Genomic DNA, 25,006 nt, shown 5'->3' on the forward strand with positions numbered 1-25,006 from the left:
GACAGGGGGCGCGGGCTCCCCCCAAGCTGAGGTAGGAAGTCGGGGGTATCGATGGAACCGGGAGTATGTCAGTGAGCGCCATGTCTTTTGCCCTGCTGCTGACCACGGCCGCCGCGACGGCTGTGGGCGCCGCAGCCCTGCACGCCGCCCACGGGCTCCGCAAGCAGGTCACCGCCCTGCGCAGCGAGCTGGCCGAGGTGCACGGCACCGGGCCGAAGGTCTCCGTGCCGCAGGCCCGCCCCACCCCCGCCGCCGAGATACGCGAGGCCGTCGCCGAGGCCCTGGCCGAGGAGCGGGAACGCGAGCTCGCCGAGGCGCGCGCCTTCTGGGCCGCGCAGGAGTCCCGCGACGCCGCGGACGCCTCCCCGCGTCTCATCGGCGAGGCCCCCGTGACCCTGCTGGGCGGTCTGGTGGCTCCCGGTGAGGAGCTCCCGTTCTACGTCCCGCGCCAGTCGGACTTCGTGGGCCTGGAGGCCATGGACTTCGAGGCCGTCGAGGCGTTCGACGACATGGCGGACCTCCCCGAGGTCACCGAGTTCGCCGAGGACTCCCCCGAGCTGGCCGCGGCCCGCCGCCGCCACCCCTCGCACCCGGACTTCGTCCCGGTGCAGACGCCGGTCGTCACCGACCACGAGCGCACGGTCTCCCGGCTCGAAGAGCTGTCCGGGAACCGCACCGAGCTCGCCGACGTCCGGCCCGGCCCGCTCGGCACGCTCGACGTGTACGTCTTCGCCGACGGCACCACGCTCTGCATGACCCCGGGCCACCGCGAGACCGCTGAGCGCCTTGCCGAGGCCCTGCGGACCGGCGACACCCCGGTCCTCCTCGGCGGCTCCAGCATCTCGGGGGCGTACGCCCTCACGTTCGAGTGCGGCGAGGAGACGGTCTACATCCTGGCCGACCGCGTCATCGCCTCTCTCTGAGGATCCCCAGGGGCCTTCGCGGGCCCCTTCCGGGTCCCGCCCGGCGGGTCTCCCCCCGGAGCCCCCTCAGCGGTCCCCCAGGACCACAGCACGGCCCGCCGGCCCGGACCTACAGCCCGGCCCGCCCCTCGGCCGACCGGACCAGACTCACGGCCTCGTCCACCTCCGCCACGGAACGGGACGGGGCCGTCCGCAGCGCTTCGGCCAAATCCGTACCGGCCACCATCAGTTGATCCGCAACTGCGAAGATGCCCGCGTCCGGCATGATCGAAGGCTCCGTTCCCGGGGCCTCGATGCGCTGGGCCAGCCGCGCCAACTCCCTGGCCAGGTCCAGCCCTTCAGCCGCGGCACCCCGCTGCAGACGGCTCTGCGGAGCGGCCCGCAGACGGTCGGCGAAGCGGTCCACGGCGTCGGTCAGCTCACTCGTATCCAGCACGGTTCGACCCTATGTGCACCCCACGGACTGTTGCCAATACGCGAACACTCAGGCACGGTGGCGTGAAGGAGCACACGCGCAACGCGTCCGGAGGCGCCGATGTCCCAAGTCTTCTCCGAAGAGACCCATCGAAATCTGCTCTCCCGAATCCCTCATTGCACCGGTCGTGAGATCTCCGACTGGCTCCGCGCCGTCGACGAAGGCCCCTCCCTCTTCCGCTTCGAGGAGAAGGTGAGCTGGCTCCGGAGCGAACACAACCTCGCATACGGGCATGCCAAAGCGATCATCCACGAGTACGACCTGAGGCGCGCCGCGCGCAAACTGCTCTAGGTCTCGACGCCGAAGGGCCCGCAGGCAATGCCTGCGGGCCCTTCGTCATTGCGTGGTCGGCTAGTCGTTGCCCTGAAGGATCGACAGGAGACGCAGCATCTCCAGGTAGATCCACACCAGGGTCAGGGTGAGGCCGAAGGCCGCCAGCCACGACTCCTCGCGCGGAGCGCCGTACGTCACACCGTCCTCGACCTGCTTGAAGTCGAGGGCGAGGAAGCAGGCACCGAGGATGATGCCGATCACACCGAACAGGATGCCGAGACCGCCGCTGCGGAAGCCGAGGCCGTCACCGCCGCCGAAGACGGAGAACAGCAGGTTGGCCACCATCAGCAGCAGGAAGCCCATGGCGGCCGCCATCACGAAGCCGTAGAAACGGCGCGTGACGCGGATCCAGCGCATCTTGTAGGCGAAGAGGACACCGGCGAAGACACACATGGTGCCGAGGACGGCCTGGACCACCACACCGGGGCTGATGTAGGTGCTGACCGCGCTGGAGATGACTCCGAGGAAGACACCCTCGAACGCGGCGTAGGCCAGGATGAGCGCCGGTACCGGCTTGCGCTTGAAGGCCTGGACGAGCGACAGGACGAGAGCCACGAGGGCCGCGCCGATCGCGATGCCGTACGACTTGCCGATGTTGGCCTCGTCGACCGGCAGCAGGACCCAGGAGAGAACGGCGGTGATCACGACGGTGCCGAGCGTCATCGCGGTGCGCGAGACGACATCGTCGATGGTCATCACATCGGCGCGGGCGGGCGCCTGCGGTCCGGCACCGGTCTGGGTGTCGGCCGGGGCGTACGGGTTGGTCGCGTACGGGTTGCCGGTGCCCTGGGCGTAGGGGTTGTTTCCTACGGCGGGGCCCCCGGCCTGCGGCTGCTGCGCGTTGAAGCCGGCGTAGCCGCTGTCACGGCTGAACCCCCGTCGCGAGAAGACCGGGTTGCTGCTCCTCATCTCACTCCTTCATGGCCGCCCAGCGCGGCCTTGAAGTCAAGAGTAATGCGCGAGCAAAAGAAGCACCCTAGTGCTCGGGGAGGATCTTTCCACGATCGTGACCGGCCGGGGTCCGACGGCCGGTGTCCCCGTGACGTCCGACACTTGGGTTTTCAACGATTTTGAGGGGGTAACCGGGCGTACGAGGTGCCCGGAGCCGGACTTGAACCGGCACGCCCGCGAAGGGCAGCGAGGTTTAAGCTCGCCGTGTCTGCATTCCACCATCCGGGCCAGGTGCGCGGCTCCGCGTAAGCACAGGAGCCTATCCGGGTAGATCGACGTGCCCGGCCGGCCGTGGCCCGATGTTGTCTTATTTTATTGCCGCCTGAGGGTGCGTCAGCCCAGGTCAGATGGCATGCCGGGGCAGCCGGCCCGACAGGTGGGCGCCACCGCACCCCCATGGGATTGACGGAAACTCGCCGCCTCGGCCCGCCCGTCGGCGGCCCCTCCCGCCGGCCCGCGCCACCGGCCCCCTCTCAGGGGCACCGTCATACCAAAGGAGGAGGAGCGGGGTGCGTGGTCCGACCCAAGAGGGCCCCGGGAACGGGCACGGGGACTGACGATCCGCGGCCGCGGGGCAGACACGATGGGAGGGTCCCCGATGCTCACCCCATGTGACAGGAGCCCTCCTCGTGACCACCACGCCCATCGCTCACCGCGCCACCGCCGTGGCCGCCCGCGCCACGGAACTGTCCAAGGTGTACGGCCAGGGCGAGACCCAGGTGGTCGCGCTCGACCGGGTCACCGTCGACTTCCAGCAGGCGCAGTTCACCGCGATCATGGGCCCCTCGGGCTCCGGCAAGTCCACGCTGATGCACTGCGTGGCCGGCCTCGACACCTTCAGCTCCGGGTCCGTGCGCATCGGCGAGACCGAACTCGGCACGCTCAAGGACAAGCAGCTCACCCAGCTTCGCCGCGACAAGATCGGCTTCATCTTCCAGGCGTTCAACCTGCTCCCGACGTTGACCGCCCTGGAGAACATCACGCTCCCCATGGACATCGCGGGCCGCAAGCCGGACAAGAAGTGGCTCCAGAACGTCATCGACATGGTGGGCCTGCACGACCGCCTCGGTCACCGCCCGACCCAGCTCTCCGGCGGTCAGCAGCAGCGCGTCGCCGTCGCCCGCGCCCTGGCCTCCCAGCCGGAGATCATCTTCGGTGACGAGCCGACCGGAAACCTGGACTCCCGCTCCGGCGCCGAGGTGCTGGGCTTCCTGCGCAACTCCGTACGCGAGCTCGGCCAGACCGTCGTGATGGTCACCCACGACCCGGTGGCCGCCTCCTACGCCGACCGGGTGATCTTCCTCGCGGACGGCCGGATCGTCGACGAGATGATCCACCCCTCCGCGGACGGCGTCCTCGACCGCATGAAGGAATTCGACGCCAAGGGCCGGACCAGCTGACCACCCGCCGATCCGTCGACCTCCGGCTCTCACCACAGGACTGACACAGACATGTTCCGTACCGCCCTGCGCAATGTGCTTGCGCACAAGGCCAGACTGCTGATGACCGTGCTCGCCGTCATGCTCGGCGTGGCCTTCGTCTCCGGCACCCTGGTCTTCACCGACACCCTCGGCAACGCCTACCGCAACCAGTCGGCCAAGAGCTACGACGACGTCGCCGTCGCCGTGACCACGTACGGCGGGCAGGACGACGGCAAGAAGTCCGGCGTCGACACCGCGACCCTGGAGAAGATCCGCGCTCTGGACGGGGTCGCCGAGGCCACCGGGCGGGTCTCCGGCTTCGCCGGGGTCGCCGATCAGGACGGCAAGCTGATCGGCAACGGCTGGTCCAACACCGGGGCGAACTACAGCCCGGGCAAGAACGGCAAGGATGCCGCGTACGCCTTCACCGACGGCTCGGGCCCGGTGAAGAACGACCAGATCGCGCTCGACAAGGACTCCGCGGCCAAGGGCAAGTACGAGGTCGGCGACACCGTACGGGTCGCCACCAACGGGCCGGTGAAGGAGTACACCCTCGCCGGTGTCTTCACCACCGAGGACGGCGCCGTGAACGCGGGCGGCAGCCTCGTGCTGTTCGACACTGCCGTGGCGCAGAAGCTGTACCTCCAGCCCGGGTACTTCAAGGACGTCACGATCGCCGCCGAGCCGGGCGCGTCCGACGCGAAGCTCCTCGACGCCGTCCAGCCGCTGCTGCCGAAGGACTCCGAGGCACAGACCGGCAGCGAGCTCGCCGACAAGCAGGCGAAGGACATCGAGTCCGGGCTGAGCAATCTCAACACGATGCTGCTGGCCTTCGCCGCCATCGCCCTGTTCGTCGGCGTCTTCCTGATCGCCAACACCTTCACCATGCTGGTCGCCCAGCGCACCAAGGAACTCGCCCTGCTGCGGGCCGTCGGCGCCTCCCGCCGGCAGGTCAAGCGCTCGGTGATCCTGGAAGCCCTGGTCGTCGGCGTGATCGCCTCCGTCGTCGGTTTCGCGCTCGGCATCGGACTGGCCACCGGACTGCGTTCCGCGATGGGCTCGTTCGGCGCCAAGGTCCCGGCCGGACCGCTGATCGTCTCCCCCACCGCGGTGCTCTCCGCCCTCGGCGTCGGTGTCCTGATCACCGTCCTCGCCGCCTGGCTGCCCGCCCGCCGGGCCGCGAAGATCCCGCCGGTGGCGGCCATGGGCAGCGCCCATCTGCCCGCCAGCACCAAGTCGCTGGTCGTGCGCAACACCCTCGGCAGCATCATCACGCTGGGCGGCGCCGCGGCCATCTTCGGCGGCGCGGCCGTCGGCAAGGACACCGGCCGCATGCTCATCGGTGCCGGTGCCTTCCTGGCGCTGATCGGCATCATCGTGCTGATCCCGCTGCTGTCCCGCCCGGTCATCGCACTCGCCAAGCCGGTGCTGCACCGTGTGTTCGGGGTGTCCGGCAAGCTCGCCGGCAAGAACGCGGTGCGCAACCCGCGCCGTACCGGAGCCACCGCCTCGGCGCTGGCGATCGGGCTCACGCTGGTCACCGGCCTCACCGTCATCGGTGTCACGCTGGGCCAGGCCATCGACAAGATGACCACCGACAACATCCGCGCCGACTACATGGTCACCATGGCGGGCGGCGGTGCCCTCGACAAGTCGGCGCTGACCGCGCTGGAGAAGGCCGACGGCGTCACCGCGGTCTCCCCGCAGCAGGCCACGTCGGTGAAGGTCAAGGGCACCTACCACTCCGCCTCCGCGGTCACCCCCGGCGACGTGCAGCAGGTCTTCGACCTGAAGCTCCTCTCCGGTTCCCTGGACACCCTCGGCAAGGGCGGGATCGCCGTCGCCGAGAAGACCGCGAAGTCCAACGGCTGGAAGGCCGGCGACAAGCTTCCCGTGACGGTCGGCGACGACCAGGAGGGCGGCAAGTCGGCGACGAAGACGATGACGGTCGGCGCGATCTACGAGGACAACGAGTTCCTCTCGCCGGTCGTGGTGCCGACCTCGCTGGTCGCGCCCTTCGAGCCCAAGCCGTACATCCCCGAGATCTGGGTGAAGACGGACGGCGGCGCGAGCAAGGCCAACGAGCAGGCGCTCGTGGACGCGCTCGGTGACAACCCGGCGATGAGCGTCATGGACCGTCAGGACATCCGCAACATGTTCGGCGGAATGATCAACACGATGCTGAACATCATGTACGGGCTGCTCGCCATGGCTCTGCTCATCGCGGTGCTCGGCGTCGTCAACACCCTCGCGATGTCCGTCTTCGAACGCCAGCAGGAGATCGGCATGCTGCGGGCGATCGGCCTGGACCGCGGCAAGGTCAAGCGCATGATCCGCCTGGAGGCGGTGGTCATCTCGCTGTTCGGCGCGGTGATCGGCGTCGGCCTCGGTACGTTCCTGGCCTGGGCGATCGGCGAGACGATCCGCTCCAGCATCCCGAACTACGCACTGGTCCTGCCGTGGGAGCGGATCGGCATCTTCCTGCTGCTGGCCGGAGTCGTCGGTGTGCTGGCCTCGCTGTGGCCGGCCCGCAGCGCCGCGCGGCTGAACATGCTGACGGCGATCAAGACGGAGTAGCCGCCCGTCCGCACAAGGGCCCCGCGACCGAACCGGTCGCGGGGCCCTTCGCGTCTCCCGGTCAGCGCCAGTCGCGGGCGCGCAACGGCAGTCCCGAGTCACCGCTCGGCGGGGTCCGCACGGCCAGGACCTGGTTGACGCCGATCTTGCCGTGCTCGAAGGCGAGGGCGCAGGCGGCCATGTACAGCCGCCAGACGCGTGCCCGTCCGGGCGAGCTGTGGCGCACGGCGCGGCGCCAGTCCGCCTCCAGATTGGCCACCCAGCGGCGCAGGGTCAGGGCGTAGTGCTCGCGGATGGACTCGACGTCCCGTACCTCGAAACCGGCCAGCTCCAGGGTGGCGACGGTACGGCCGAGGGGGGCGAGCTCGCCGTCCGGGAACACGTACCGGTCGATGAACGGGTCGAGACGGTAGTCGGCCTCGTCGCGCTCCGGGCGGCGCGCGATCTGGTGGTTGAGCAGCCGCCCGCCGGGCCGCAGCAGGGTCAGAAGCTGCTCGGCGTACTCCAGGTAGCGGACCTGGCCGACGTGTTCGGCCATGCCGATCGACGCGACGGCGTCGAACGGACCGTCCCTGACGTCCCGGTAGTCCTGGACGCGGATCTCGATACGGTCGGTGAGGCCGGCCTCCGCGATGCGCTTGCGGGCGTAGGCGGCCTGCTCGCGGGAGAGGGTGACGCCGGTGACCTGGGCGCCGTACTCGCGGGCCGCGTGCATCGCCAGCGAACCCCAGCCGCAGCCCACGTCGAGCAGCCGGTCGCCCTGCTGGAGCGCCAGTTTGCGGCAGACGAGGTCGAGCTTGTCCCGCTGGGCCTCTTCGAGGGTGCCGCCGTCGCTCCAGTAGGCGCACGAGTAGACCATGGACGGCCCGAGGACCTGTTCGTAGAAGCCGTTGCCCACGTCGTAGTGGTGGCTGATGGCCTGTCTGTCCCGGCGCCTGGTGTGCAACGGGCCGCTGCGGCGGCGCACTTCCTCGGGCGGCGGGGGCGGCGGCGGCAGGGCGCCGCCGATCGAGAGCAGCGCGCGGGCGGCGGTGCGCAGACGCGGGTCACGCACGGGATGAACGGCGGGAGCGAGGTCCTCCTCGCGCTCCCAGATGATGCCGGAGAGGAGATCGAGAGCGGCGTAGAGGTCGCCCTCGACATCGATCTCCCCGGCCACCCAGGCGCGGGCCAGCCCGAGCTCGCCGGGCCGCCACAGCAGCCGCCGCAGAGCCCGCCGATGCCGTACGACGAGCACGGGCGCGCCCGGCGGCCCCGATTCCGATCCGTCCCAGGCCCGCACGCGGACCGGCAGCGGAAAACCGAGCAGTTCTTCGGCAACGGTGGTCAGCCGCAGTGCGGCGTCGGCCATGGCGAACACCTCCGTGACGGTGGGTCCCAGAAATCCACGTTTCCGAGAACAACCCGACCCTTGTGGGTGCTTCCCGTGACACGCAATGCCCAAGCAAAAGGTGCGGTCCGCACACCCATCAGGCCCCATCGGGCACGGTGTTCGAAGGAGGCGCACCCCCCGGAATCCCCCCGGACATGCCGGAGGGCCGCCCGCACCACGGATGGCGGACGGCCCTCAGGGACAGATGCCGCGTCAGGAAGCCTTGGCCTTCTCCGGGGCCGGCGCCGCCGCCGTCACCGCCGGAGCGGGCTTGGCCGCCTCGTAGAACTCCTCGCGCGGCGTCTCGATCGCGCCCAGGGACACGACCTCACGCTTGAGGAACATCGCCAGCGTCCAGTCGGCGAAGACACGGATCTTGCGGTTCCAGGTCGGCATCGCCATACCGTGGTAGCCACGGTGCATGTACCACGCCAGCCGGCCCTTGAGCTTGATCTTCACCTTGCCCATGACGATCATCGCGACGCCCTTGTGCAGGCCGAGCCCGGCGACCGCACCCTTGTTGGCGTGGCTGTACTCCTTCTGCGGGAAGCCCCGCATACCGGAGATGACGTTGTCACCGAGGATCTTCGCCTGACGCAGCGCGTGCTGTGCGTTCGGCGGGCACCAGGCGTTCTCCACGCCGGCCTTGCGGGCCGCCATGTCCGGCACCTGGGCGTTGTCGCCCGCGGCCCAGATGTAGTCGGTGCCCTGCACCTGGAGGGTGGTGGCGGTGTCGACGTGGCCGCGCGGGCCGAGCGGGAGGCCGTAGCGCGCGAGCGCCGGGTTCGGCTTCACACCGGCGGTCCACACGATGGTGTTGGAGTCGACCTCGAGGCCGTTCTTCAGCACGACGTGGCCGTCCACGCAGGAGTCCATCGACGTCGAGAGGTAGATCTCGATGCCGCGGCCCTCGAGGTGCTCCTTGCCGTACTTGCCCAGCTTCGGGCCGACCTCGGGAAGGATCTTGTCCGCCGCGTCGACGAGGATGAACCGCATGTCCTCGCGCTTGACGCTGGCGTAGTACTTGGACGCGTCCCGCGCCAGGTCCTCGACCTCACCGATGGTCTCCGCACCGGCGAAGCCGCCGCCCACGAAGACGAAGGTCAGCGCCCGGCGGCGGACCTCCTCGTCGGTGGTCGAGTCGGCCTTGTCGAGCTGCTCCAGCACGTGGTTGCGCAGGCCGATGGCCTCCTCGATGCCCTTCATGCCGATGCCCTGCTCGGCGAGGCCGGGGATCGGGAAGGTACGGGAGACCGCGCCGAGCGCGACGACCAGGTAGTCGAACGGCAGCTCGTACGCCTCGCCGACGAGCGGCGAGATCGTGGCGACCTTGCGGTCCTGGTCGATGGTCGTGACCCGCCCGGTGAGCACCTCGGCCTTGGGCAGGACGCGTCGCAGCGGGACGACGACATGCCGGGGCGAGATGCTGCCGGCGGCAGCTTCGGGAAGGAAGGGCTGGTACGTCATGTACGAGCGCGGGTCGACGACCGTGACGGTCGCCTCGCCGTAGCGCATCTTCTTCAGAATGCGCCGGGCTGCGTACAGGCCTACGTACCCACCGCCTACTACGAGGATCCGGGGACGCTCCGTGGTGCTCATGCCATCGAGTATCCACCCCCCTCGGAGGGGGTGCTCGTGAGCCCCTTCACAAGGAGTGGACCCACCTCTGCTACACTGCGCGGCCCACGTGATGGAGGTCATGATCCCGAAAGGGAACCACGCCCCCACGGAGACGTTGTTCACCCCCTGTGAGCTGCTCGCTTGAGCGGGCCCCGGGGTGAACAACCGTCGCGTCCCAGCCGCCCGGCAGTGGTCCGGAACGGCCGGGCGGGTGCCCGGCGGGCCCCTGTCAGGGGGCCTCGCCGACCATTCGGCCCCCTGAAGCGCCCATCAGGGACCATTTCCTTGTGAAGAACTTCACGAAGTTCGTTCGGCGGCGACGGACCAGGCGATCCCGTCCAGGATGTCGTGCTCGCTCACGACCACTTCCCGGGCCCCGATCCGCTCCATGACGGCGAGCAGGACAAGGGCTCCGGCGACGATGACGTCCACCCTCCCCGGGTGCATCACGGGGTTCGCCGCCCGCTCGTCGTGGGTGGATTCCAGGAGGCTGCGCGTCACCTCGGCGACCTTCTCGTAGGAGATCCGCGCATGGTGGATCGCCGTGGAGTCGTACGCGTCGAGGCCGAGCGCGATGCCCGCGACGGTGGTCACCGAACCGGCGAGACCGACGAGGGTGCCGGCGCCCCTCAGCGGGACGGTCAGCTCCGCGAGGTCGAGCGCCGCCTCGATGTCCGTCCTTATGGCGGCGACCTCGGCGGCGGCCGGCGGATCGCTGCGCACATGGCGTTCGGTCAGCCGTACGCAGCCGATGTCGACGGACCGGGCGGCCTCGACGGCATGCCGGCCGATGACGAACTCGGTGGACCCGCCACCGATGTCGACGACCAGGCGCTCCTCGTCACCGGCCAGCTCCTTGGTGGCGCCGGTGAAGGAGAACTCCGCCTCCTGGTCACCGGTGATCACCTCGGGCTCGACGCCCAGGATGTCGAGGACGCCCCGGACGAAGTCCTCCCGGTTCTCGGCGTCCCGGGAGGCGGAGGTGGCGACGAAGCGCACCTTCTGCGCGCCGTGCTCCTTGATGATGTCCGCGTACTCGCGGCAGGCCGCGAAGGTGCGCTCCAGCGCCTCGGGGGCGAGCCGGCCGGTGCGGTCGACGCCCTGGCCGAGACGGACGATGGTCATCCGGCGGTCGAGGTCGACGAGTTCGCCCGTGGCGGGGTCCGCGTCGGCGACGAGCAGCCGGATCGAGTTCGTGCCGCAGTCGACGGCGGCGACCCTCGTCATGCCGGGCCGCCCTCGTCGCCGCCGCCCGCCGCCGTGTCCGCCGTCGTGCCCGCGGCCGCCGTGTCCGGCTCGTCCGCGATCCCCGCGGAGACGCACGGGCCCTTGCGCCACCACTCCGGCAGCATCGCGATCGCCTCGTCGCCCAGCGGGTTGACCCCCGGGCCCGCCGCCAGCGAGTGGCCCACCAGGACGTGCAGGCACTTCACCCGGTCCGGCATACCGCCCGCGCTCGGGAAGTTCGCCAGGACCTCGATGGCGTCACGGCGCGCGATGTAGTCCTCGTGGGCCGCCCGGTAGGCCGCCGCCAGCTCCGGATCCGTGGCGAGCCTCTCGGTCATCTCCTTCATCACGCCGTTCGCCTCCAGCGTGCCGATCGCCGACGCCGCCCGCGGGCAGGTCAGGTAGTACAGCGTCGGGAACGGGGTGCCGTCCGGAAGCCGGGGCGCCGTCTCGACGACATCGGGCTGCCCGCAGGGACAGCGGTGCGCGATGGCGCGCAGTCCGCGCGGCGGACGCCCGAGCTGCTCCTTGAACGCGGCGATGTCCGCGTCGGTGGGCTCGGTCGGATCGGTGTGGGGAGGAGGGGTTTCCATGCCTGCCTTGGCTCTACGGTTCTACGGTTCTACTGGCGTGCGGTGCCGTCTACCGGCGGTCGGCGGTGTCGACGCCGTCCCAGACGTTGGAGTACCAGGGACGGTCGGCCGCCCCTTCCTCCGTGCGGCGCTTCTCCGCGACTTCGGGGTCGATCATGGTGTAGCCGGTCTCGCCCGGCATCACGTAGTGCAGATGCTCGCGGGCCAGCCGCTTGACGTACATGTCGTCCTGGAGGCGCGCCTTCTCGTCACGCAGCTCCTCGACCTGCTGCTCCGCCTCGGCCATCCGGCGCCTCTGCTCGGCCATGTCGGAACGCTGGGAGACGTACTGCCGCATCGGATAGGCGAGGGCGACGACGAGGGAACAGACGATCAGGGCGAGGAACGCCGCACGGCCGGTGAGCCGGGAGCGACGGGCCTGCCGCCGGGTCTGGGAGCGGTAGACACGAGCCGCGGTCTGCTCGCCGAGCAGCCGCAGCCTGGTCGCGGTGGAGAACCGATCCCGGTCCTTCGCGGCCATGTCCTGCCTCCCCTGTTACGTGCGCACGTCCCCGGACACGGTACGGGACCGCGGCCGGGGACGTGTGGACGACTTGCTAGCCCGCTGCGACCTAGCCCTTGAAGCGGGGGAAGGCGCTGCGGCCGGCGTACACCGCGGCGTCGTCGAGGATCTCCTCGATGCGCAGCAGCTGGTTGTACTTGGCGACGCGCTCGGAGCGGGCCGGGGCGCCGGTCTTGATCTGGCCGCAGTTGGTGGCGACGGCGAGGTCGGCGATGGTGACGTCCTCGGTCTCACCGGAGCGGTGGGACATCATGCACTTGAAGCCGTTGCGCTGGGCCAGCTCGACGGCGTCCAGGGTCTCGGTCAGCGAACCGATCTGGTTGACCTTGACCAGCAGGGCGTTGGCGGAGCCCTCCTCGATACCGCGGGCGAGGCGCTCGGGGTTGGTGACGAACAGGTCGTCGCCGACGATCTGGACCTTGCTGCCCAGCTTGTCGTGCAGGACCTTCCAGCCGGCCCAGTCGTCCTCGAACAGCGGGTCCTCGATGGAGACCAGCGGGTAGGAGGCGACGAGCTCCTCGTAGTACTCGGTCATCTCGGCGGCCGAGCGGGACTTGCCCTCGAACTCGTACGCGCCGTCCTTGTAGAACTCGGACGCGGCGACGTCGAGCGCGAGCGCGATGTCCTTGCCGGGGGCGTAGCCGGCTTCCTTGATGGCCTCGAGGATCAGGTCCAGGGCGGCGCGGTTGGAGTCGAGGTTCGGCGCGAAGCCGCCCTCGTCACCGAGACCGGTGGACAGGCCCTTGGTCTTCAGCACCTTCTTCAGGGTGTGGTAGACCTCGGCGCCCCAGCGCAGCGCCTCGGAGAAGGACTCCGCGCCGATCGGGGCGATCATGAACTCCTGGATGTCCACGTTGGAGTCGGCGTGCGAGCCGCCGTTGAGGATGTTCATCATCGGAACGGGCAGCAGGTGCGCGTTCGGGCCGCCCAGGTAACGGAAGAGCGGCAGGTCGGAGGCCTCGGAGGCGGCGTGGGCCACGGCGAGCGAAACGCCGAGGATGGCGTTGGCACCGAGCGAGGACTTGTCCGGGGTGGCGTCCAGGTCGAACATCGCCTGGTCGATCAGGCGCTGCTCGGTGGCGTCGTAGCCGACGAGCTCCGGGCCGATCTGCTCGATGACGGCGAGGACGGCCTTCTCGACACCCTTGCCCTGGTAGCGGTTCTGGTCACCGTCGCGGAGCTCGAGAGCCTCGAACGCACCGGTGGATGCGCCGGACGGAACTGCAGCACGACCCGTGCTGCCGTCGTCGAGGCCAACCTCGACCTCGACCGTGGGGTTGCCTCGGGAGTCCAGGATTTCCCGGGCTACGACGACGTCGATGGACGGCACGAGCATCTCCTTCTGGGATGTGACGCTTGGAGTGCAGGGTCTCATTGGCCTTGCGGCACGAGCCTAACCGGCGGCGGGGCATCAGCCGCCCGATGCCCGCCTCCTGGGACGAAAAAGGGCATGAACAGCGGGTGCTGGGGACAAAACGCCCCCAATCTACCCATGGGTAACAGAGAGAACCCCGGCCCGGCGCGTACGGGGGATGCGCTCCGGACCGGGGTGGTCTGTGTCCCGGGGCGGGCCGGCGCGGGTGCGCCGGCCCGGGTGGGTCAGCTCAGGTGGAGCTGCTGGCCCGGGTGGATCACGTCGGCGTCGGTGACGACGCCCTTGTTCAGGTCGAACAGCTTCTTCCAGCCGCCCTTGACCTTCTCGGCCTTGGCGATCTTGCTGAGCGTGTCACCGGCCTTGACCTTGTACTCGCCGTCGCCCTTCTTGAAGGACTTGGCGGCCGGCTTCGAGGACTTCGCCGGGGCGGGGGCCTCGGCGCGCTCGGAGCGGGTGGTCGGGGCCTCGGCACGCTGCTGCGGCTGGGCCTCCTGCGCGGAGCCGGCGTCGTTGGCGGCGTTGGACAGGTTCACGCCGCAGTTCGGCCATGCACCCTTGCCCTGGCCCGCGAGGACCTTCTCGGCTATCTGGATCTGCTGCGCCTTCGAGGCCTGGTCGGCGGTCGAGGCGAACTGGGTACCGCCGTACGCGGCCCAGGTGGAGGCGGAGAACTGCAGGCCGCCGTAGTACCCGTTACCCGTGTTGATCGACCAGTTGCCGCCGGCCTCGCACTGCGCGACCTGGTCCCACTCGGACGTGGTCGCGGCGGAGGCGGTGGTGGCGCCGAGCAGCGGGGCGGCGACGGCCGCACCGGTGACACCGGCGAGCGTGGCGATACGGGTGGCCTTGGACGGGCGACGGTGCTTGGCCTTGCCGGAAAACAGCATGGAACATCTCTCTCACCGACGCCTACGAGGTGAGCTGTCGGGTTCGGGCCAAGTGAGTTGCCCGGCCGCGCAGTCGTGCGCACGGCTCCACCCCAAGCCGGTACCCGCAGTTCATCTGCAACTGCCGGGGCCGGCGCTTACCTTGGTTCCCCCGCTCCTGCCTACGGCGCATACGCGTCGACTACTCCCCCCGACCGACGGCAGGATTCGGCGTGACGGTCAGCGGTGCCCGCGATGGCGAGCGGTTCAGACCGTAAACACAAGGCTCCCCGATGTTCAAAGACGAACATCGGGGAGAAAACGCCCATCCCGCCCCTCCGGAACCGTGCGTTCCTGCAGGTCGAGGGCGGAATGCCCCGTTCCGCCGGGCAAGATGGGCGAGTTGCGGCAAAGAGACCCTTGTCTCAGTTGCACGATTCGGACAAAGGCGCCTGTACTGCCCCTACTTCAGGCCGAGCTCCAGGCTCTGGCCAGGCAGGATCAGGTCGGGGTCGTCACCGACGGTCTGAGCATTCGCCTTGTAAAGGGAACTCCAGCCTCCGGGCAGCTTCTGCGCGGCCGCGATGGCCGACAGCGAGTCGCCGGGGCGGACGGTGTACGAACCGGGCGCGGCGTCCGTGTCGTTCGTCTCGGCCGGCTCGCCGGCCTCATCGGCCGCGCCCTCGCCGTCGCGTGCCGCATCGTCACCGCGCGAGGCGTGACGCCCCGCTTCGCGCTCATTGTCCGTATTGCCCGGCTCGGCCGTTCCGGTCGCCCCGGTCGCCCCGGTCGCCCCGGTCGACTCCGGCTCCGTCGGCTCGGCGGCGGGTTCACCGCGGTGCTTGCCGGTGGCGCTGCCGCTGTCACCGGTCCCGTTGTTGCCGATGCCCTGCGTCGGGGCCGGCGCGGGCTCGGCCGTCTCGGAGGGCGAGGCGGACTTCGAGGGCGCCAGCGAGGCGAGAGGGTTGTCGGACGTCGCGCCCTGCTCCGCGGGGGTCGAGGCGCCCGGGTCGACACCGGCGCCGGTGCCGTCCTGTGTCAGCCCCGCGATGCCCGCGCAGGTCGCCCACGCCTCGGGGCCCTGGGCCTCCAGGACCTTCTCGGCGACGGCTATCTGCTGGGAGCGGCTGGCGAGGTCGGCCCGGTCCGCGTAGTCCGTGCCGCCGAAGTCCTCCCACGTCTCCTGGGCGAACTGCAGACCGCCGTAGTAGCCGTTGTCCATGTCGGCACTCCACTGGCCGCCGCTCTCGCAGGCCGCGACGCGGTCCCAGGTGGCGGCGTCGGCGGCGGAGGCCGAACCCGCACCGAGAAGGGGGATCGCGATGGCCGATCCCGTCACCCCTGCCGCGACAACGATGGCCGGAGCCTGACGGGGACGACGGTGACGACCTTGGCCGGAAAGCATGCGGGTGCCCTTCGAGTGACTACAGATAACAACTGATGTCTTCTGAGACGACCGTGAAAGTAGCCGGATTCGATCGTGTGTCACAAGTCGATGCAGCGGAGATCACGTGAAAGTCACAGTCTTGACGGGTCGTCAGCTGCGTCCAGGTGTGAACTCAACGGGCAGGCTTCGCAATCCACGCATAATGAGACCCCCACGCCAGCGCAAATCGGCCGGATCGCCCGCAAGCCGCAAGTCCGGCATTCTCCGGAGCAGCGTGGCGATCGCGGTCTGTCCCTCCAGCCGGGCCAGCGGTGCGCCGAGGCAGTAGTGGATGCCGTGCCCGTAACCGAGGTGCTGGTTGTCGCGCCGGGAGAGGTCGAGCGCGTCGGGGTCCGTGAACCGCTCCGGGTCCCGGTCGGCGGCCGCGAGCACCACGAGCACCGGGTCGCCCGTCGCGATCTCCTGGCCGCCGATGACGAGGGACTCCGTGGCGAAGCGCCAGGTGGCGAGCTCCACGGGGCCGTCGTAGCGCAGGAGTTCCTCCACGCCGGTCTCCAGCAGCGCGCTCTCCCCGGCGGCGAGGGAGGCCTGCAGCCGCTCGCGCTGCTCCGGGTGGCGCAGCAGCGCGTACACGCCGTTCCCGATGAGGTTCACCGTCGTCTCGAAACCGGCGAACAGCAGGATGAAGGCCATCGCGGCGGCCTCGTTCTCGGTGAGGTGCTCGCCGTGGTCGCTCGCCCGGATCAGCCCGGAGATCAGATCGTCGCCGGGATCCTCGCGCTTGCGGTGGATCAGCTCGGCGAGATACCCCCGCATCTTCTTCACCGACCGCGCGACACCTCCGCGCGGCCCGCCGCCGTGACGGATCATCATCCCCGCCCAGTCCCGGAAGTCGTCCTGGTCCTCCGGCGGGACGCCGAGCAGATCGCAGATGGCGTAGATGGGGAGCGGAAAGGCGAACTCGTGGATGAGGTCCGCCTCCCCCTTTTCCACGAAGCCGTCGATGAGCTGATCGGTCAACTGTTGAACACGCGGCGCGAATTCGGCGACCCGCCGCGGGGTGAACGCCTTGGAGACGAGCCGCCGCAGCCGGGTGTGGTCGGGCGGGTCGATATTGAGCAGATGCGTCATCAGCTCGGCCTTGCGCTCGCCGGGAATTCCCGTCTTCCCCTTCGCGTGCGCGGGCTCGTCGTGGTGCGCGGGATTCTTCGACAGCCGCTGGTCGGCGAGCGCCTGCTTGGCGTCGGCGTACCGGGTCACGAGCCACGCCTCCACCCCGCTGGGCAGCCGGGTGCGGTGCACGGGCGCGTGCTCGCGCAGCCAGGCGTACGCGGGATAGGGGTCGGTGGCGAACTCCCAGGTGAACAGCTCGGGCCGGTCGGTCACCGCTCGGCGGCCTTGATCTCGTCCCGGTAGACGCGGGCGGCGGCACGCAGCGCGGCCTCCGGGTCGACCCCGGCCGCCTCGGCGCGGACGGCCGCGGCCAGCAGCTCGTAGCCGATTCCCTCGCCGGACGGGAGCGGCACGTCGAGCCCCGCCGTACGCACCCGGGACGCCAGCTTGGCCGCGAGCGCCAGGCCGGGCTGGCCGAGCGGTACGCCGTCGGTCACCGAGTCGCGCTGCTTCTCGATCGCCTTCGTGCGGAGCCAGTGCTCCTTCACGTCCTCCGGGGTCTCGGCCTTCTCGTCGCCGAAGACATGAGGATGCCGGTGGATCAGCTTCTCGACGATCGTGCCGGCGACGTCGTCGATCGAGAACGGCTCGGCGCCGTCCTCCTCGCGGCCCTCCTGCGCGATGCGCGCGTGGAAGATCACCTGGAGCAGGACGTCCCCGAGCTCCTCGCGCAGCTCGTCCCGGTCCCCCTCCTCGATCGCCTCGACGAGTTCGTACGCCTCCTCGATCCCGTACTTCGCGAGACCGCGGTGGGTCTGCTGCGACGACCACGGGCACTCGATACGGATGCGGTCCATGACCTGCACCAGATCGAGCAGTCGCGCGCCCGGGAGGTCGTACGAGCCGGGCAGCAGCTCCAGGTCCGGCATCTGCACCCGGCCCGACCCGGCGAGCCGGGCGAGCCCGTCGGTCAGCGCCTGGTCCCCCTCACCGGCGGGCACGACCACGACGGTGGCGCCGCCCTCGCAGGCGCCGAGGAGCTCCTCGGCGCTCGGCGCGGCGATCTCCACAGCGACACCGGCCTCGCGGAGGTAGGGCAGCTGCGGGTGCGAGGCATCGGCGCACAGCACCCGGTCGGCCGCCTGCAGCGTCTGCCAGGCGGGCCAGGACAGCAGTCCGGGGGCGACGCGATGGCTGGCGGTGAGCAGGACGATGCGGCCGGGAGAAGGGGTGTGTGTGGTCACCCCTCGAACCTACCCCGCGCTACGCACCCGTCTCGACGGGCTCCTGCGCCTTGGTGACCTGGGCGATCCAGGGCGCCTTGTAGTCGCCGAGCTCGAGCTTCTTGTCGTCCCAGACGCCGAAGCGCGGGTTGACGTCGATGTCCAGCTTGGCGGCGGCGGCGCTGAAGGCGTCGTTCAGCTTCTGCTGGCCCTCGGGGGTGTTGCCGGCGCCGAGCGAGGCGGCGAGCTTGCTGACGAGGAGGTCGCGGCGGACGACGTCGTCGACCTGGTCCGGAGCGACACCGCGCTGCTGCAGATACATGGCGGCGAGCTGCTCCTCCCCACCGGACTGCTGCACGAGGGCGGCGCGCCCGTCCTGGATCTCCTTGCGGCTGACCCGCACCCCGGCGTCCTTCGCGGCGCGCTCGACGACCTGCTCGACGATGAGGTCGTAGAGCTTGGCCCGGCTCAGCTGCCCGCTCTCCTTGATGAGCTGGGCGGACTGCGGGGAGCTCTGCTGCGCGGTGCGGACGTCCTTCACCTTCGCCTGGACGGTGGACACGTCGATCCGCTCCCCGCCGACGACGGCGGCGGCGCCGGGGTGAGCCTCGTTCCCGCAGCCGGCAAGAAGCGGCGCGGCGACGAGAAGCGCGGCGGAGACGGTGATCGCGGTACGACGACGGCGGTGCAAGGGAGCCTCCCGGCGTGATTGTGCGGCGGTGCACAAAGTCCTGCGGTGATCGATGGTAGGCAGTCCAGGGGGTCTGGGCCACTGGTTCGACCAACGATTCGTCTCGGGTTCGAGGTGCGGATCCGGGTGCGTCATGCGCCCGGATCACGAGAACCCGGCGGGCCCCGCTGTCCGGGGACGTACCCCCCGGCCGGGGGTCAGGCCCGGTAGGGCTCGAATGCGGGGAAGTCGTCGGGAAAATCGTCCGGGAAGATCGGGGTGCTCCAGGTCCTGGAAAGCACGTCCAGCAGCACTCCGGTGGACGACCTGTGCAGGACGGCGAACGCGAGCTGTCCCGCCTCCACGACGACCGTGGGCCACGTCTCGGGCTCACCGACCGGAATCCAGAACAGCCAGTCGGCGTTGCTGGTCCCACCCCACTGGACGAGGTCCTCGGGGCGGGCCCCGAAGGCATCGAGCTGCGCGCGCAGTTCGGGGATCGCCTTGCCCGCGAGGATCTTTGTGGACCGCGCCGTACTGTCCGAGATGTCGAGACAGGTGTTGCCGACACCGTTTCCGTAGATGGACAGGAAGTCGTCGAAGCAGCCGACGCCGTAGACCGCGAGCAGTTCGGTGTGTGCCGAGGGAATGGGGATGCGGCCCTGCTTCACCCGCGGCGGAGGCGCGGCGGGTGGAGGGCAGAGGGCGATGAGGCGCGACAGTTCGGGTGCGGCACTCATGTGGGGCGACCTCTGCTTGAGCGAGACGGTGGATTCTGCGTGACGGCTCAGAACGAACCTCAGGACGATGAGGCGCGCATCTCGATGATCTTTTGCGCCTCGTCGTCCCGGCCGGCAAGCCGCCCGCCGCGTCGGATCTGCTCGTCGGTCAGCGAAGGCGCCATCGAGAAGATCTCGTGGATGCCGTCGAAGCTGGGCATGTCCAGCATGCCGAGGAACCACCTGACCGCCTGAACGCCGTCCGCCTGCACGCCGACACCGTCCCGGTACCGGCTGCCGACGGCGAACATGGCGCCGATGTGCCCACCCTCGGCGGCGACCTCGTACCACCGCAGCGCGCCTGCCTCGTCCCCCACGGCGTCGAACTCGTCACCGAGCCGCGTCGCCGCCTCCTCGACGCCGGCCAGCGCGGCCGACTCGAGGAGGGGAATCACCTCGTTCAGGTCCACGGGCCAGGGGCTCTCGTCCAGCAGAAGTACGGCGAGGTTGTACTGAGCGAGCACATCGCCCTCAGCCGCGGCAGCCCGGAAGAGCCTCTCGGCGCCTGTCACGTCCTTCGGCACGCCCGCGCCCTCGACGAGGAGGTAGCCGAGACTGCGCCGTGCTTCGTTGTGCCCCGCGTCGGCGGCCCGACGGAACCAGCTCGCGGCGCGGCCGGGATCCTCGTCCCGGGCCAGCAGCACCCCGCCCAAGACGCTCTGGCACTCCACGTCCCCGCCGACGGCCCGTGCCTCCAACTCTGGTCGGCAGCCGATGAGTTGCTCACTCGCCGTGGCATCACCGGCTTGGGCGGCACGCAGAAACCACTTCACGCGGTCCGGGAGATCGGCGGAGGCCGCGGCGAGCTCGAGCATGGCGGGAACATCGCCGTCCTCGGCGCGCCGGTTCAGCTCGTCATGGGTACTCACTGCGGACCTCCAGGTGATGGCGACGTGCAAAGTAACAGCGGCGGGAGGCGGGGAGTCGGGAGAGGCCCGGTCCGGCGGACCTGTGGGATCGGCTTCGCCACACTCAACCGGCCCTGAGCGGCGACCGGAACGTCTTGAGACTGGAACCACAGGTCTCCCGGCACTCCGACCGTCAAAAAGTGATCAGTCCTCGTCCGGGTCCCACCCGTGAGACACCAAGCGCGCCCGCAGCGCCTCGACCCGGGCCCGCCGCACGCGGTTTGCGGCGGTCCTCAGCGCCTCGACCGCCAGCCACGTGGCTTCGGCCTCGTGAATCCGCAGGAAGACTCCCGCGGTGACCCCCACGTTCTCCTCGGACATCCCTTCCGAAAGAACGACCAGGAGCGGTGCGATGTCGGCTTTTCCAGCCCGTCCGGAAACGCATCCTCCAACAGCGCGACCACCCGCAGCAGATGGGACTCCATCTGGTCTCACCTCCGTCTTCTCGTCCAGATCCGCTGGCCCACGACGTTCGTGCAGCGGGAGTACGGCGAGGTTGCACGAAGCGAACACATGCTGCGCACGGACCAGATCCCGAGCGACAGCTGCGAAGAGGTGTCGAGGACCAGCCCGATGCGGCACCTCAGTGCAGGCGCGATCGGTCCGCTGCATCGCCTACGACCGCCTCCTCTTCAGCCGATCCTGGAGGGCGGACCGGAAGGCTTCGAACCGGGTCTCATCGGGATCGACGAACTCCAGGATGTCCAGCGCCGTCTCGACGTCCCCAGATGCCGCCTCGTGGTAGAGCAGCCAGATACCCTCCCGCGTCCCCGCGCAACACTCCTCCTCGAGATCGGGAGAGCCGGCCTCCGCCTCACTGCGGTGCGACTCCCCCGTCACCAGTCGCCAGAGCACCGCCAGCAAGTGGCTTCTGACGAAAGCAGGCAGATCTTCCTGGAGCGCCGCAAGGATCACCGGGACGGCGTGGGGTGCCACCTCGAAGAGCATCGACTGCTCTTCCAGGTGGCCGTCCAGCCTGCAACCCACGGTCTCCTCGATCGTCCTGGCTTCGAGGAGCCTGGAGAAGGTCTCCGGGAGGTGGGCGCCCGATTCTCGGCATCCGCAGCGCAGAACCGCCCAGTCGTGACGCCCCAGTTCGAGCAGCGACGCCCTAACCGGTCGCCGAGACGCGGCTCTCACCCTGTCTGCCTCTCGAATCGATCAACCCCGGGCATTGGTTCCGTGAGCCGCTCCATGTCGGTGGACCGAACTCGGCCCACCCTCGGCAGGTAGTCTCCGCGTCGATGCCGAATTCCCTCTCTACGCCAAGCAGAGTGCCGCTACTGGCAGTTGGTACACATGATCACCCACACACGCCGCTCCTGCAGCGGTTGCGAGTTGTCATCACGCAACGCGCTGCCGGGAACCAGTGCCGGCCTCGATGATGCAGTGGCTGGATGAGGAGACGGATGCATTCGACGATGACTCGGAGCTGTTGGGTGAGCTCTTCGATCAGTTGCTCCAAGGGACGATGGACAATGGCACCGCGCACCAAGCGCTGCTCTTGGCGGAGCTAGCCGATGACAAGCTCGTCAGCCCCGCAGTCCGGGCCGCGCTCATCGTGACCCTGGCCGAGGCGGGGACGATCGCGCAACGCGATGCCGCGACAGATCCCGACGGGTACGCGAATGCCGACATGGTGCTTCTCGCACAGGTCCGTGAGGCTGTCCAAGAGGCGGCTGCGAGCCTGTTCGCCGACTGGGAGGACGAGCCCGAGGTCGTACGGTTCGCGCTTGCCGTGTTGGCCGCTGCCTGCTCGGCTACCGACCGGGTTTCTCAGATCGGACGCCTGCAGTCCGAACAGCCTGTGGCTCCTCGCGCCGCTAGGCTCGCCTTGGCTTCTGCCCTGGCTGCGGACCACGAAGTGGCGATCGTCGCCGCACTGGGCGATCTCGCCGAGCATCCTGACGACAACCCTGATGCGCTGGGAGCGCCCGAAGCACCGGTGCAGGGCCGGGGGCTGAGTCTCCTGATCGATCTTGCGCAGCAGGAAATCGGCCCCTTGGTCTTCGACTGACGCCCACCACCAGACCTACCCTTCCGCCAAGCGGCCCTCCACCGCCGGTCCGCATCCATCGGGCAGATGCGCCACAACCAGTGCCACCGCAGCCGCCGCCGTAGGCACATCACCGAGCGTCGATGCGTCCGCACCGCGTACGCGCCAGCCGTTCCGCAGCGGTTCGATGCTCGGCATGTCGTGGGTGTACGGATCACGCGTGGTGCCGCTGAACTGGAGCCCGCCGTGGGTGGGAAACGGGAACAGCACGCGCAGTCGTGGCTCGGCGTACGCGGCCTCGGTAAGTTCCGGATCGGCGAGCCGGACGCCCGGATCACGCTCGCGCATCAGTCGCCACGCTGTGATGACCGCACGGCCTTCCACGTGCGCCTCGGCAAGCCGGTCGAAGTCGATGAACGGCCAGGCCGCAGCCATCTCGCCGACCGGTCTGCCCGACTGCCAGTCATGCACAGCAGCCGCCGCTGCAGCGAGATCTCCGGTACTCCCCGTCCCGAGATGTACGCCAGGGGCCCACACGGTGATGTCGAAGGCTCGCTCGGTGTCACGGTCGGCGGCAACCAGGAACGTCCCACGGCCGGTCACGGCCTTGGCCCGCACCAGAGCGCCCGGTTGAGCACCGGCCACGAGAGGACCGAGCTCCAGTCCCTGCCCGGACGCCTCGCGGTACAGCGCGGAGACAAGACCGCCCGTGTCGGCGACATCCGGGTACAGCGCCGGGTCGACCGGAATCGCCTCCGGTGCTTCATCGGCTGCCATGTCTCACTTCGCTCTGGCCAGTCAGCCGTCGAGCGCGAAGTTCTCGGTAACGCCACTCGCCGGATGCCACGCCCTGTAGTACGTCGCACGCTTCGATCACTTTATCCGGCGGTCGAGTTCCTCGTACATATCTATGATCTCGTCCCGACTCACGTCAACGGGCATCGCTCCCGGACTGCCGTACGCGAGCTCAAGCAACGCGGCCCTGAGAATTGAAAGCTCATCAGCAGTCTGCCGGAGTTGGGGTCGGGCATGGTCAGGGGGCCGTACGCTGGCCCGGCAACTCGGGCAGGTCGTGATCCTGCCCGGAATTTGAACGAGTGGCCCCCTGGCCTTGCCCGACGCGGGCCCCGGCCCGGGGAGGTGGGTAAAGCCCACGGAGCCGACCGGCCCCGCCTTGGGCCTCCGCCCTGGCCAACTCCCCGCCGTCGCCTCGCCGTCGGCCTGACGCTCGTCGTGCGGGCGTGTCCGGCCTTCTCCGCGCTTCCGGTGGTCCGCTACGTGTTTCTGCGCGGCCTGCGCTGGCCGGCCCGCGGGGGCGGAGCCGAGAGCGGGCCGGGTGGGCGGTCGTGCCGCGCGCGACCCGCGTCAGCGGGTCGCCTTGACCGTGACCTACGTGCATTCGGTGCTCAAGTCCTCCCTCGAACACGCCGTCCGCGAAGACGAGCTGCCCCGAAACGTCGCCCGGAACGTCAAGACCACCGCACCCCGGCCCAGGCGCTTCCAGCCCCTCACGGCGACAGAGGCTCGTAAGTTCCTCGACGCGGCTCGCGCCGACCGGCTCCACGCACTGTACGAACTCGCCCTCCGCACCGGACTCCGCAAAGGCGAACTGCTCGGCCTCCACTGGGAAGACCTTGACCTCACCACCGGAACGGCCAGCATCCGGCACTCACTCCAGCGCACCCGAACCGGCGGCCTCACCCACCTCCCCACCAAAACCCGGGCGTCCGAACGCCGCATCGCCCTCCCCACCGAATGCCTCCACTCGCTCAAGAAGCACCAGGAACGGCAGGACAAGGAGCACGAGGCAGCAGGATCTGCCTGGCAGGACAACAGCCTCGTCTTCACCACGCCAACTGGACGGCCCATCGACCCGGCCAATCTCACCCGCCGCTTCCGCAGCTTCCTCAACCGGGCTGGCCTCCGACGCATCCGCTTCCACGACCTCCGCCACTCCACCGCCACCCTGCTCCTGGAACAAGGGGTCGACCTCGTCGTGATCAAGGAGCTGTTGGGCCACGCCCACATCGGCGTCTACGCCCACGTACGCCTCAGACTCCAACGCGGCGCCATAGACGCCCTCGGCAATGCCATCGGCGGCCAGGACGACGACCCCGACGACCCACCCGCCGCAGCCGTCGTCCGCTGACGTTGCCGTCAGCGTTGCCGTCAAGGGGCAACTCCTGTATTCCAGAAACGCCGCCGGGGAGTAGGTTTAAACCTACTCCCCGGCGGCGTTCATTACTCCACGGACCAGGTATCCACAAGACCGTCAGGGAAACCCCTCAGGAATTCCGAGACAGCGCCGATCGCTTGATCTTGAGTAACCAGCGAGGATCGCTCAAACAATCCCATCTGACCACCGCAGACCAATTCAATCTGCTCCGAACCGGCATCAGGTTCCGTCAGCTGAAGAATCTCCCCGTCGACCGATTCACCGGTAACCAAATAGAGATCTGGACCACCCGCAACCGACAAATATCGGAATGGTTCATATTCCGTCACGGAAATCTCGGTAAATCGGTTCCCGTCGAGGTCCGCGATGGATCGAATAATCCGCTCCAGTTCAGGATTCTCGACTTCCCAATCCCGAGTCTTGGAGCCGTCCCTGTCGTCTCCTGCCAGCGCAATCACG

The 25,006-nt window shown here is 69.3% G+C and carries 24 protein-coding genes, 1 tRNA gene, 1 pseudogene and 1 riboswitch; of the genes and pseudogenes, 6 read left to right on the top strand and 20 right to left on the bottom strand.

Going from position 1 to position 25,006, the window contains the following annotated elements:
• Window positions 1–65 precede the first annotated feature (65 nt).
• The gene (locus OHA05_RS14490; RefSeq protein ID WP_328860784.1) at window positions 66–923 is read left to right on the top strand and encodes a hypothetical protein; all 858 of its coding nucleotides are present in this window, start codon (window positions 66–68) and stop codon (window positions 921–923) included.
• 109 nt (window positions 924–1,032) lie between these two features.
• Here OHA05_RS14490 and OHA05_RS14495 read toward each other — a convergent pair whose 3' ends face one another.
• Window positions 1,033–1,359 (bottom strand): hypothetical protein, encoded by a 327-nt coding sequence (locus OHA05_RS14495; protein ID WP_313945909.1) that lies wholly within the window; start codon window positions 1,357–1,359, stop codon window positions 1,033–1,035.
• A gap of 99 nt (window positions 1,360–1,458) precedes the next feature.
• Here OHA05_RS14495 and OHA05_RS14500 point away from each other — a divergent pair, with 99 nt between their 5' ends.
• The gene (locus tag OHA05_RS14500; RefSeq protein ID WP_313945908.1) at window positions 1,459–1,689 is read left to right on the top strand and encodes a DUF4287 domain-containing protein; all 231 of its coding nucleotides are present in this window, start codon (window positions 1,459–1,461) and stop codon (window positions 1,687–1,689) included.
• Window positions 1,690–1,749: 60 nt separating this feature from the next.
• On the opposite strand, the gene OHA05_RS14505 is transcribed toward OHA05_RS14500, so the two are convergent.
• Together OHA05_RS14505 and OHA05_RS14510 are read right to left on the bottom strand one after the other, a co-directional pair.
• Complete coding sequence (locus tag OHA05_RS14505) at window positions 1,750–2,640, bottom strand: Bax inhibitor-1/YccA family protein (RefSeq protein ID WP_313945907.1); 891 nt, start codon at window positions 2,638–2,640, stop codon at window positions 1,750–1,752.
• A 187-nt stretch (window positions 2,641–2,827) separates the two neighbouring features.
• Window positions 2,828–2,910, bottom strand: a tRNA-Leu gene (locus OHA05_RS14510).
• Window positions 2,911–3,311: 401 nt separating this feature from the next.
• Between OHA05_RS14510 and OHA05_RS14515 the strand changes: the two genes are divergently transcribed.
• Together OHA05_RS14515 and OHA05_RS14520 are read left to right on the top strand one after the other, a co-directional pair.
• Window positions 3,312–4,082 carry an ABC transporter ATP-binding protein gene (locus OHA05_RS14515; RefSeq protein WP_313945906.1) on the top strand — a complete coding sequence of 257 codons (771 nt, stop codon included), beginning with the start codon at window positions 3,312–3,314 and terminating at the stop codon, window positions 4,080–4,082.
• A gap of 51 nt (window positions 4,083–4,133) precedes the next feature.
• A complete protein-coding gene (locus tag OHA05_RS14520; RefSeq protein ID WP_313945905.1) occupies window positions 4,134–6,680 on the top strand; it encodes an ABC transporter permease in 2,547 nt (848 codons plus the stop codon).
• 61 nt (window positions 6,681–6,741) lie between these two features.
• On the opposite strand, the gene OHA05_RS14525 is transcribed toward OHA05_RS14520, so the two are convergent.
• The 15 genes from OHA05_RS14525 to OHA05_RS14595 form a co-directional block, all read right to left on the bottom strand.
• The gene (locus OHA05_RS14525; RefSeq protein WP_328860785.1) at window positions 6,742–8,031 is read right to left on the bottom strand and encodes a cyclopropane-fatty-acyl-phospholipid synthase family protein; all 1,290 of its coding nucleotides are present in this window, start codon (window positions 8,029–8,031) and stop codon (window positions 6,742–6,744) included.
• A 234-nt stretch (window positions 8,032–8,265) separates the two neighbouring features.
• Window positions 8,266–9,651 carry an NAD(P)/FAD-dependent oxidoreductase gene (locus OHA05_RS14530; RefSeq protein WP_328860786.1) on the bottom strand — a complete coding sequence of 462 codons (1,386 nt, stop codon included), beginning with the start codon at window positions 9,649–9,651 and terminating at the stop codon, window positions 8,266–8,268.
• 318 nt (window positions 9,652–9,969) lie between these two features.
• Window positions 9,970–10,899: a Ppx/GppA phosphatase family protein gene (locus OHA05_RS14535; RefSeq protein WP_328860787.1), complete on the bottom strand. Its 930-nt coding sequence runs from the start codon at window positions 10,897–10,899 to the stop codon at window positions 9,970–9,972.
• Window positions 10,896–11,492 (bottom strand): DUF501 domain-containing protein, encoded by a 597-nt coding sequence (locus OHA05_RS14540; RefSeq protein ID WP_328860788.1) that lies wholly within the window; start codon window positions 11,490–11,492, stop codon window positions 10,896–10,898. The genes OHA05_RS14535 and OHA05_RS14540 overlap by 4 nt, the downstream gene beginning before the upstream one ends.
• Window positions 11,493–11,541: 49 nt before the next feature.
• Window positions 11,542–12,012 carry an FtsB family cell division protein gene (locus OHA05_RS14545; RefSeq protein ID WP_328860789.1) on the bottom strand — a complete coding sequence of 157 codons (471 nt, stop codon included), beginning with the start codon at window positions 12,010–12,012 and terminating at the stop codon, window positions 11,542–11,544.
• Window positions 12,013–12,103: 91 nt separating this feature from the next.
• Window positions 12,104–13,390: a phosphopyruvate hydratase gene (gene eno, locus OHA05_RS14550; protein WP_313945899.1), complete on the bottom strand. Its 1,287-nt coding sequence runs from the start codon at window positions 13,388–13,390 to the stop codon at window positions 12,104–12,106.
• Window positions 13,391–13,653: 263 nt separating this feature from the next.
• Window positions 13,654–14,316 carry a transglycosylase family protein gene (locus tag OHA05_RS14555; RefSeq protein ID WP_328860790.1) on the bottom strand — a complete coding sequence of 221 codons (663 nt, stop codon included), beginning with the start codon at window positions 14,314–14,316 and terminating at the stop codon, window positions 13,654–13,656.
• Between the two features lie 4 nt (window positions 14,317–14,320).
• A riboswitch (cyclic di-AMP (ydaO/yuaA leader) is annotated at window positions 14,321–14,495 on the bottom strand.
• Between the two features lie 263 nt (window positions 14,496–14,758).
• Entirely contained in the window at window positions 14,759–15,700 is a 942-nt protein-coding gene (locus tag OHA05_RS14560) for a transglycosylase family protein (RefSeq protein WP_328860791.1), read from the bottom strand.
• Between the two features lie 132 nt (window positions 15,701–15,832).
• Window positions 15,833–17,068: a cytochrome P450 family protein gene (locus OHA05_RS14565; RefSeq protein ID WP_313945896.1), complete on the bottom strand. Its 1,236-nt coding sequence runs from the start codon at window positions 17,066–17,068 to the stop codon at window positions 15,833–15,835.
• Entirely contained in the window at window positions 17,065–18,039 is a 975-nt protein-coding gene (locus OHA05_RS14570) for a nucleoside triphosphate pyrophosphohydrolase (protein WP_328860792.1), read from the bottom strand. Before OHA05_RS14570 ends, OHA05_RS14565 begins: the two co-directional genes overlap by 4 nt.
• Window positions 18,040–18,058: 19 nt before the next feature.
• Complete coding sequence (locus OHA05_RS14575; protein WP_328860793.1) at window positions 18,059–18,709, bottom strand: SurA N-terminal domain-containing protein; 651 nt, start codon at window positions 18,707–18,709, stop codon at window positions 18,059–18,061.
• Window positions 18,710–18,906: 197 nt separating this feature from the next.
• Window positions 18,907–19,428, bottom strand: a complete 522-nt coding sequence (locus tag OHA05_RS14580; RefSeq protein WP_328860794.1) for a hypothetical protein — start codon at window positions 19,426–19,428, stop codon at window positions 18,907–18,909.
• Window positions 19,429–19,487: 59 nt separating this feature from the next.
• Window positions 19,488–20,336 carry a tetratricopeptide repeat protein gene (locus OHA05_RS14585; protein WP_328860795.1) on the bottom strand — a complete coding sequence of 283 codons (849 nt, stop codon included), beginning with the start codon at window positions 20,334–20,336 and terminating at the stop codon, window positions 19,488–19,490.
• A 183-nt stretch (window positions 20,337–20,519) separates the two neighbouring features.
• Window positions 20,520–20,696, bottom strand: coding sequence for a hypothetical protein (locus OHA05_RS14590; protein ID WP_328860796.1), 177 nt, complete (start codon window positions 20,694–20,696; stop codon window positions 20,520–20,522).
• Between the two features lie 294 nt (window positions 20,697–20,990).
• The gene (locus OHA05_RS14595; protein WP_328860797.1) at window positions 20,991–21,515 is read right to left on the bottom strand and encodes a hypothetical protein; all 525 of its coding nucleotides are present in this window, start codon (window positions 21,513–21,515) and stop codon (window positions 20,991–20,993) included.
• Between the two features lie 241 nt (window positions 21,516–21,756).
• Here OHA05_RS14595 and OHA05_RS14600 point away from each other — a divergent pair, with 241 nt between their 5' ends.
• Window positions 21,757–22,392 carry a hypothetical protein gene (locus OHA05_RS14600; RefSeq protein WP_328860798.1) on the top strand — a complete coding sequence of 212 codons (636 nt, stop codon included), beginning with the start codon at window positions 21,757–21,759 and terminating at the stop codon, window positions 22,390–22,392.
• A gap of 15 nt (window positions 22,393–22,407) precedes the next feature.
• Here OHA05_RS14600 and OHA05_RS14605 read toward each other — a convergent pair whose 3' ends face one another.
• Window positions 22,408–23,148, bottom strand: coding sequence for a DUF6193 family natural product biosynthesis protein (locus tag OHA05_RS14605; RefSeq protein WP_328860799.1), 741 nt, complete (start codon window positions 23,146–23,148; stop codon window positions 22,408–22,410).
• 601 nt (window positions 23,149–23,749) lie between these two features.
• On the opposite strand from OHA05_RS14605, the pseudogene OHA05_RS14610 reads away from it, so the two are divergent.
• Window positions 23,750–24,520 (top strand): annotated as a pseudogene (locus OHA05_RS14610) (tyrosine-type recombinase/integrase); the annotation flags it as partial.
• A gap of 92 nt (window positions 24,521–24,612) precedes the next feature.
• On the opposite strand, the gene OHA05_RS14615 reads toward OHA05_RS14610, so the two are convergent.
• The gene (locus tag OHA05_RS14615; protein WP_328860800.1) at window positions 24,613–25,005 is read right to left on the bottom strand and encodes a hypothetical protein; all 393 of its coding nucleotides are present in this window, start codon (window positions 25,003–25,005) and stop codon (window positions 24,613–24,615) included.
• Window position 25,006: the final 1 nt, after the last annotated feature.

Source organism: Streptomyces sp. NBC_00306 (genome assembly GCF_036169555.1).
In the GTDB taxonomy this organism is placed as follows: Bacteria; Actinomycetota; Actinomycetes; order Streptomycetales; family Streptomycetaceae; genus Streptomyces; species Streptomyces achmelvichensis.

Bases quoted from the DNA above. Each gene is read 5' to 3' on its own strand.
- OHA05_RS14535 (WP_328860787.1), bottom strand. From the start codon at position 10,899: ATGACGAGGGTCGCCGCCGTCGACTGCGGCACGAACTCGATCCGGCTG.
- OHA05_RS14500 (WP_313945908.1), top strand. From the start codon at position 1,459: ATGTCCCAAGTCTTCTCCGAAGAGACCCATCGAAATCTGCTCTCCCGA.
- OHA05_RS14525 (WP_328860785.1), bottom strand. From the start codon at position 8,031: ATGGCCGACGCCGCACTGCGGCTGACCACCGTTGCCGAAGAACTGCTC.
- OHA05_RS14580 (WP_328860794.1), bottom strand. From the start codon at position 19,428: ATGAGTGCCGCACCCGAACTGTCGCGCCTCATCGCCCTCTGCCCTCCA.
- OHA05_RS14590 (WP_328860796.1), bottom strand. From the start codon at position 20,696: ATGTCCGAGGAGAACGTGGGGGTCACCGCGGGAGTCTTCCTGCGGATT.
- eno (WP_313945899.1), bottom strand. From the start codon at position 13,390: ATGCTCGTGCCGTCCATCGACGTCGTCGTAGCCCGGGAAATCCTGGAC.
- OHA05_RS14490 (WP_328860784.1), top strand. From the start codon at position 66: ATGTCAGTGAGCGCCATGTCTTTTGCCCTGCTGCTGACCACGGCCGCC.
- OHA05_RS14505 (WP_313945907.1), bottom strand. From the start codon at position 2,640: ATGAGGAGCAGCAACCCGGTCTTCTCGCGACGGGGGTTCAGCCGTGAC.
- OHA05_RS14530 (WP_328860786.1), bottom strand. From the start codon at position 9,651: ATGAGCACCACGGAGCGTCCCCGGATCCTCGTAGTAGGCGGTGGGTAC.
- OHA05_RS14545 (WP_328860789.1), bottom strand. From the start codon at position 12,012: ATGGCCGCGAAGGACCGGGATCGGTTCTCCACCGCGACCAGGCTGCGG.
- OHA05_RS14600 (WP_328860798.1), top strand. From the start codon at position 21,757: ATGATGCAGTGGCTGGATGAGGAGACGGATGCATTCGACGATGACTCG.
- OHA05_RS14560 (WP_328860791.1), bottom strand. From the start codon at position 15,700: ATGCTTTCCGGCCAAGGTCGTCACCGTCGTCCCCGTCAGGCTCCGGCC.
- OHA05_RS14605 (WP_328860799.1), bottom strand. From the start codon at position 23,148: ATGGCAGCCGATGAAGCACCGGAGGCGATTCCGGTCGACCCGGCGCTG.
- OHA05_RS14520 (WP_313945905.1), top strand. From the start codon at position 4,134: ATGTTCCGTACCGCCCTGCGCAATGTGCTTGCGCACAAGGCCAGACTG.
- OHA05_RS14540 (WP_328860788.1), bottom strand. From the start codon at position 11,492: ATGGAAACCCCTCCTCCCCACACCGATCCGACCGAGCCCACCGACGCG.
- OHA05_RS14555 (WP_328860790.1), bottom strand. From the start codon at position 14,316: ATGCTGTTTTCCGGCAAGGCCAAGCACCGTCGCCCGTCCAAGGCCACC.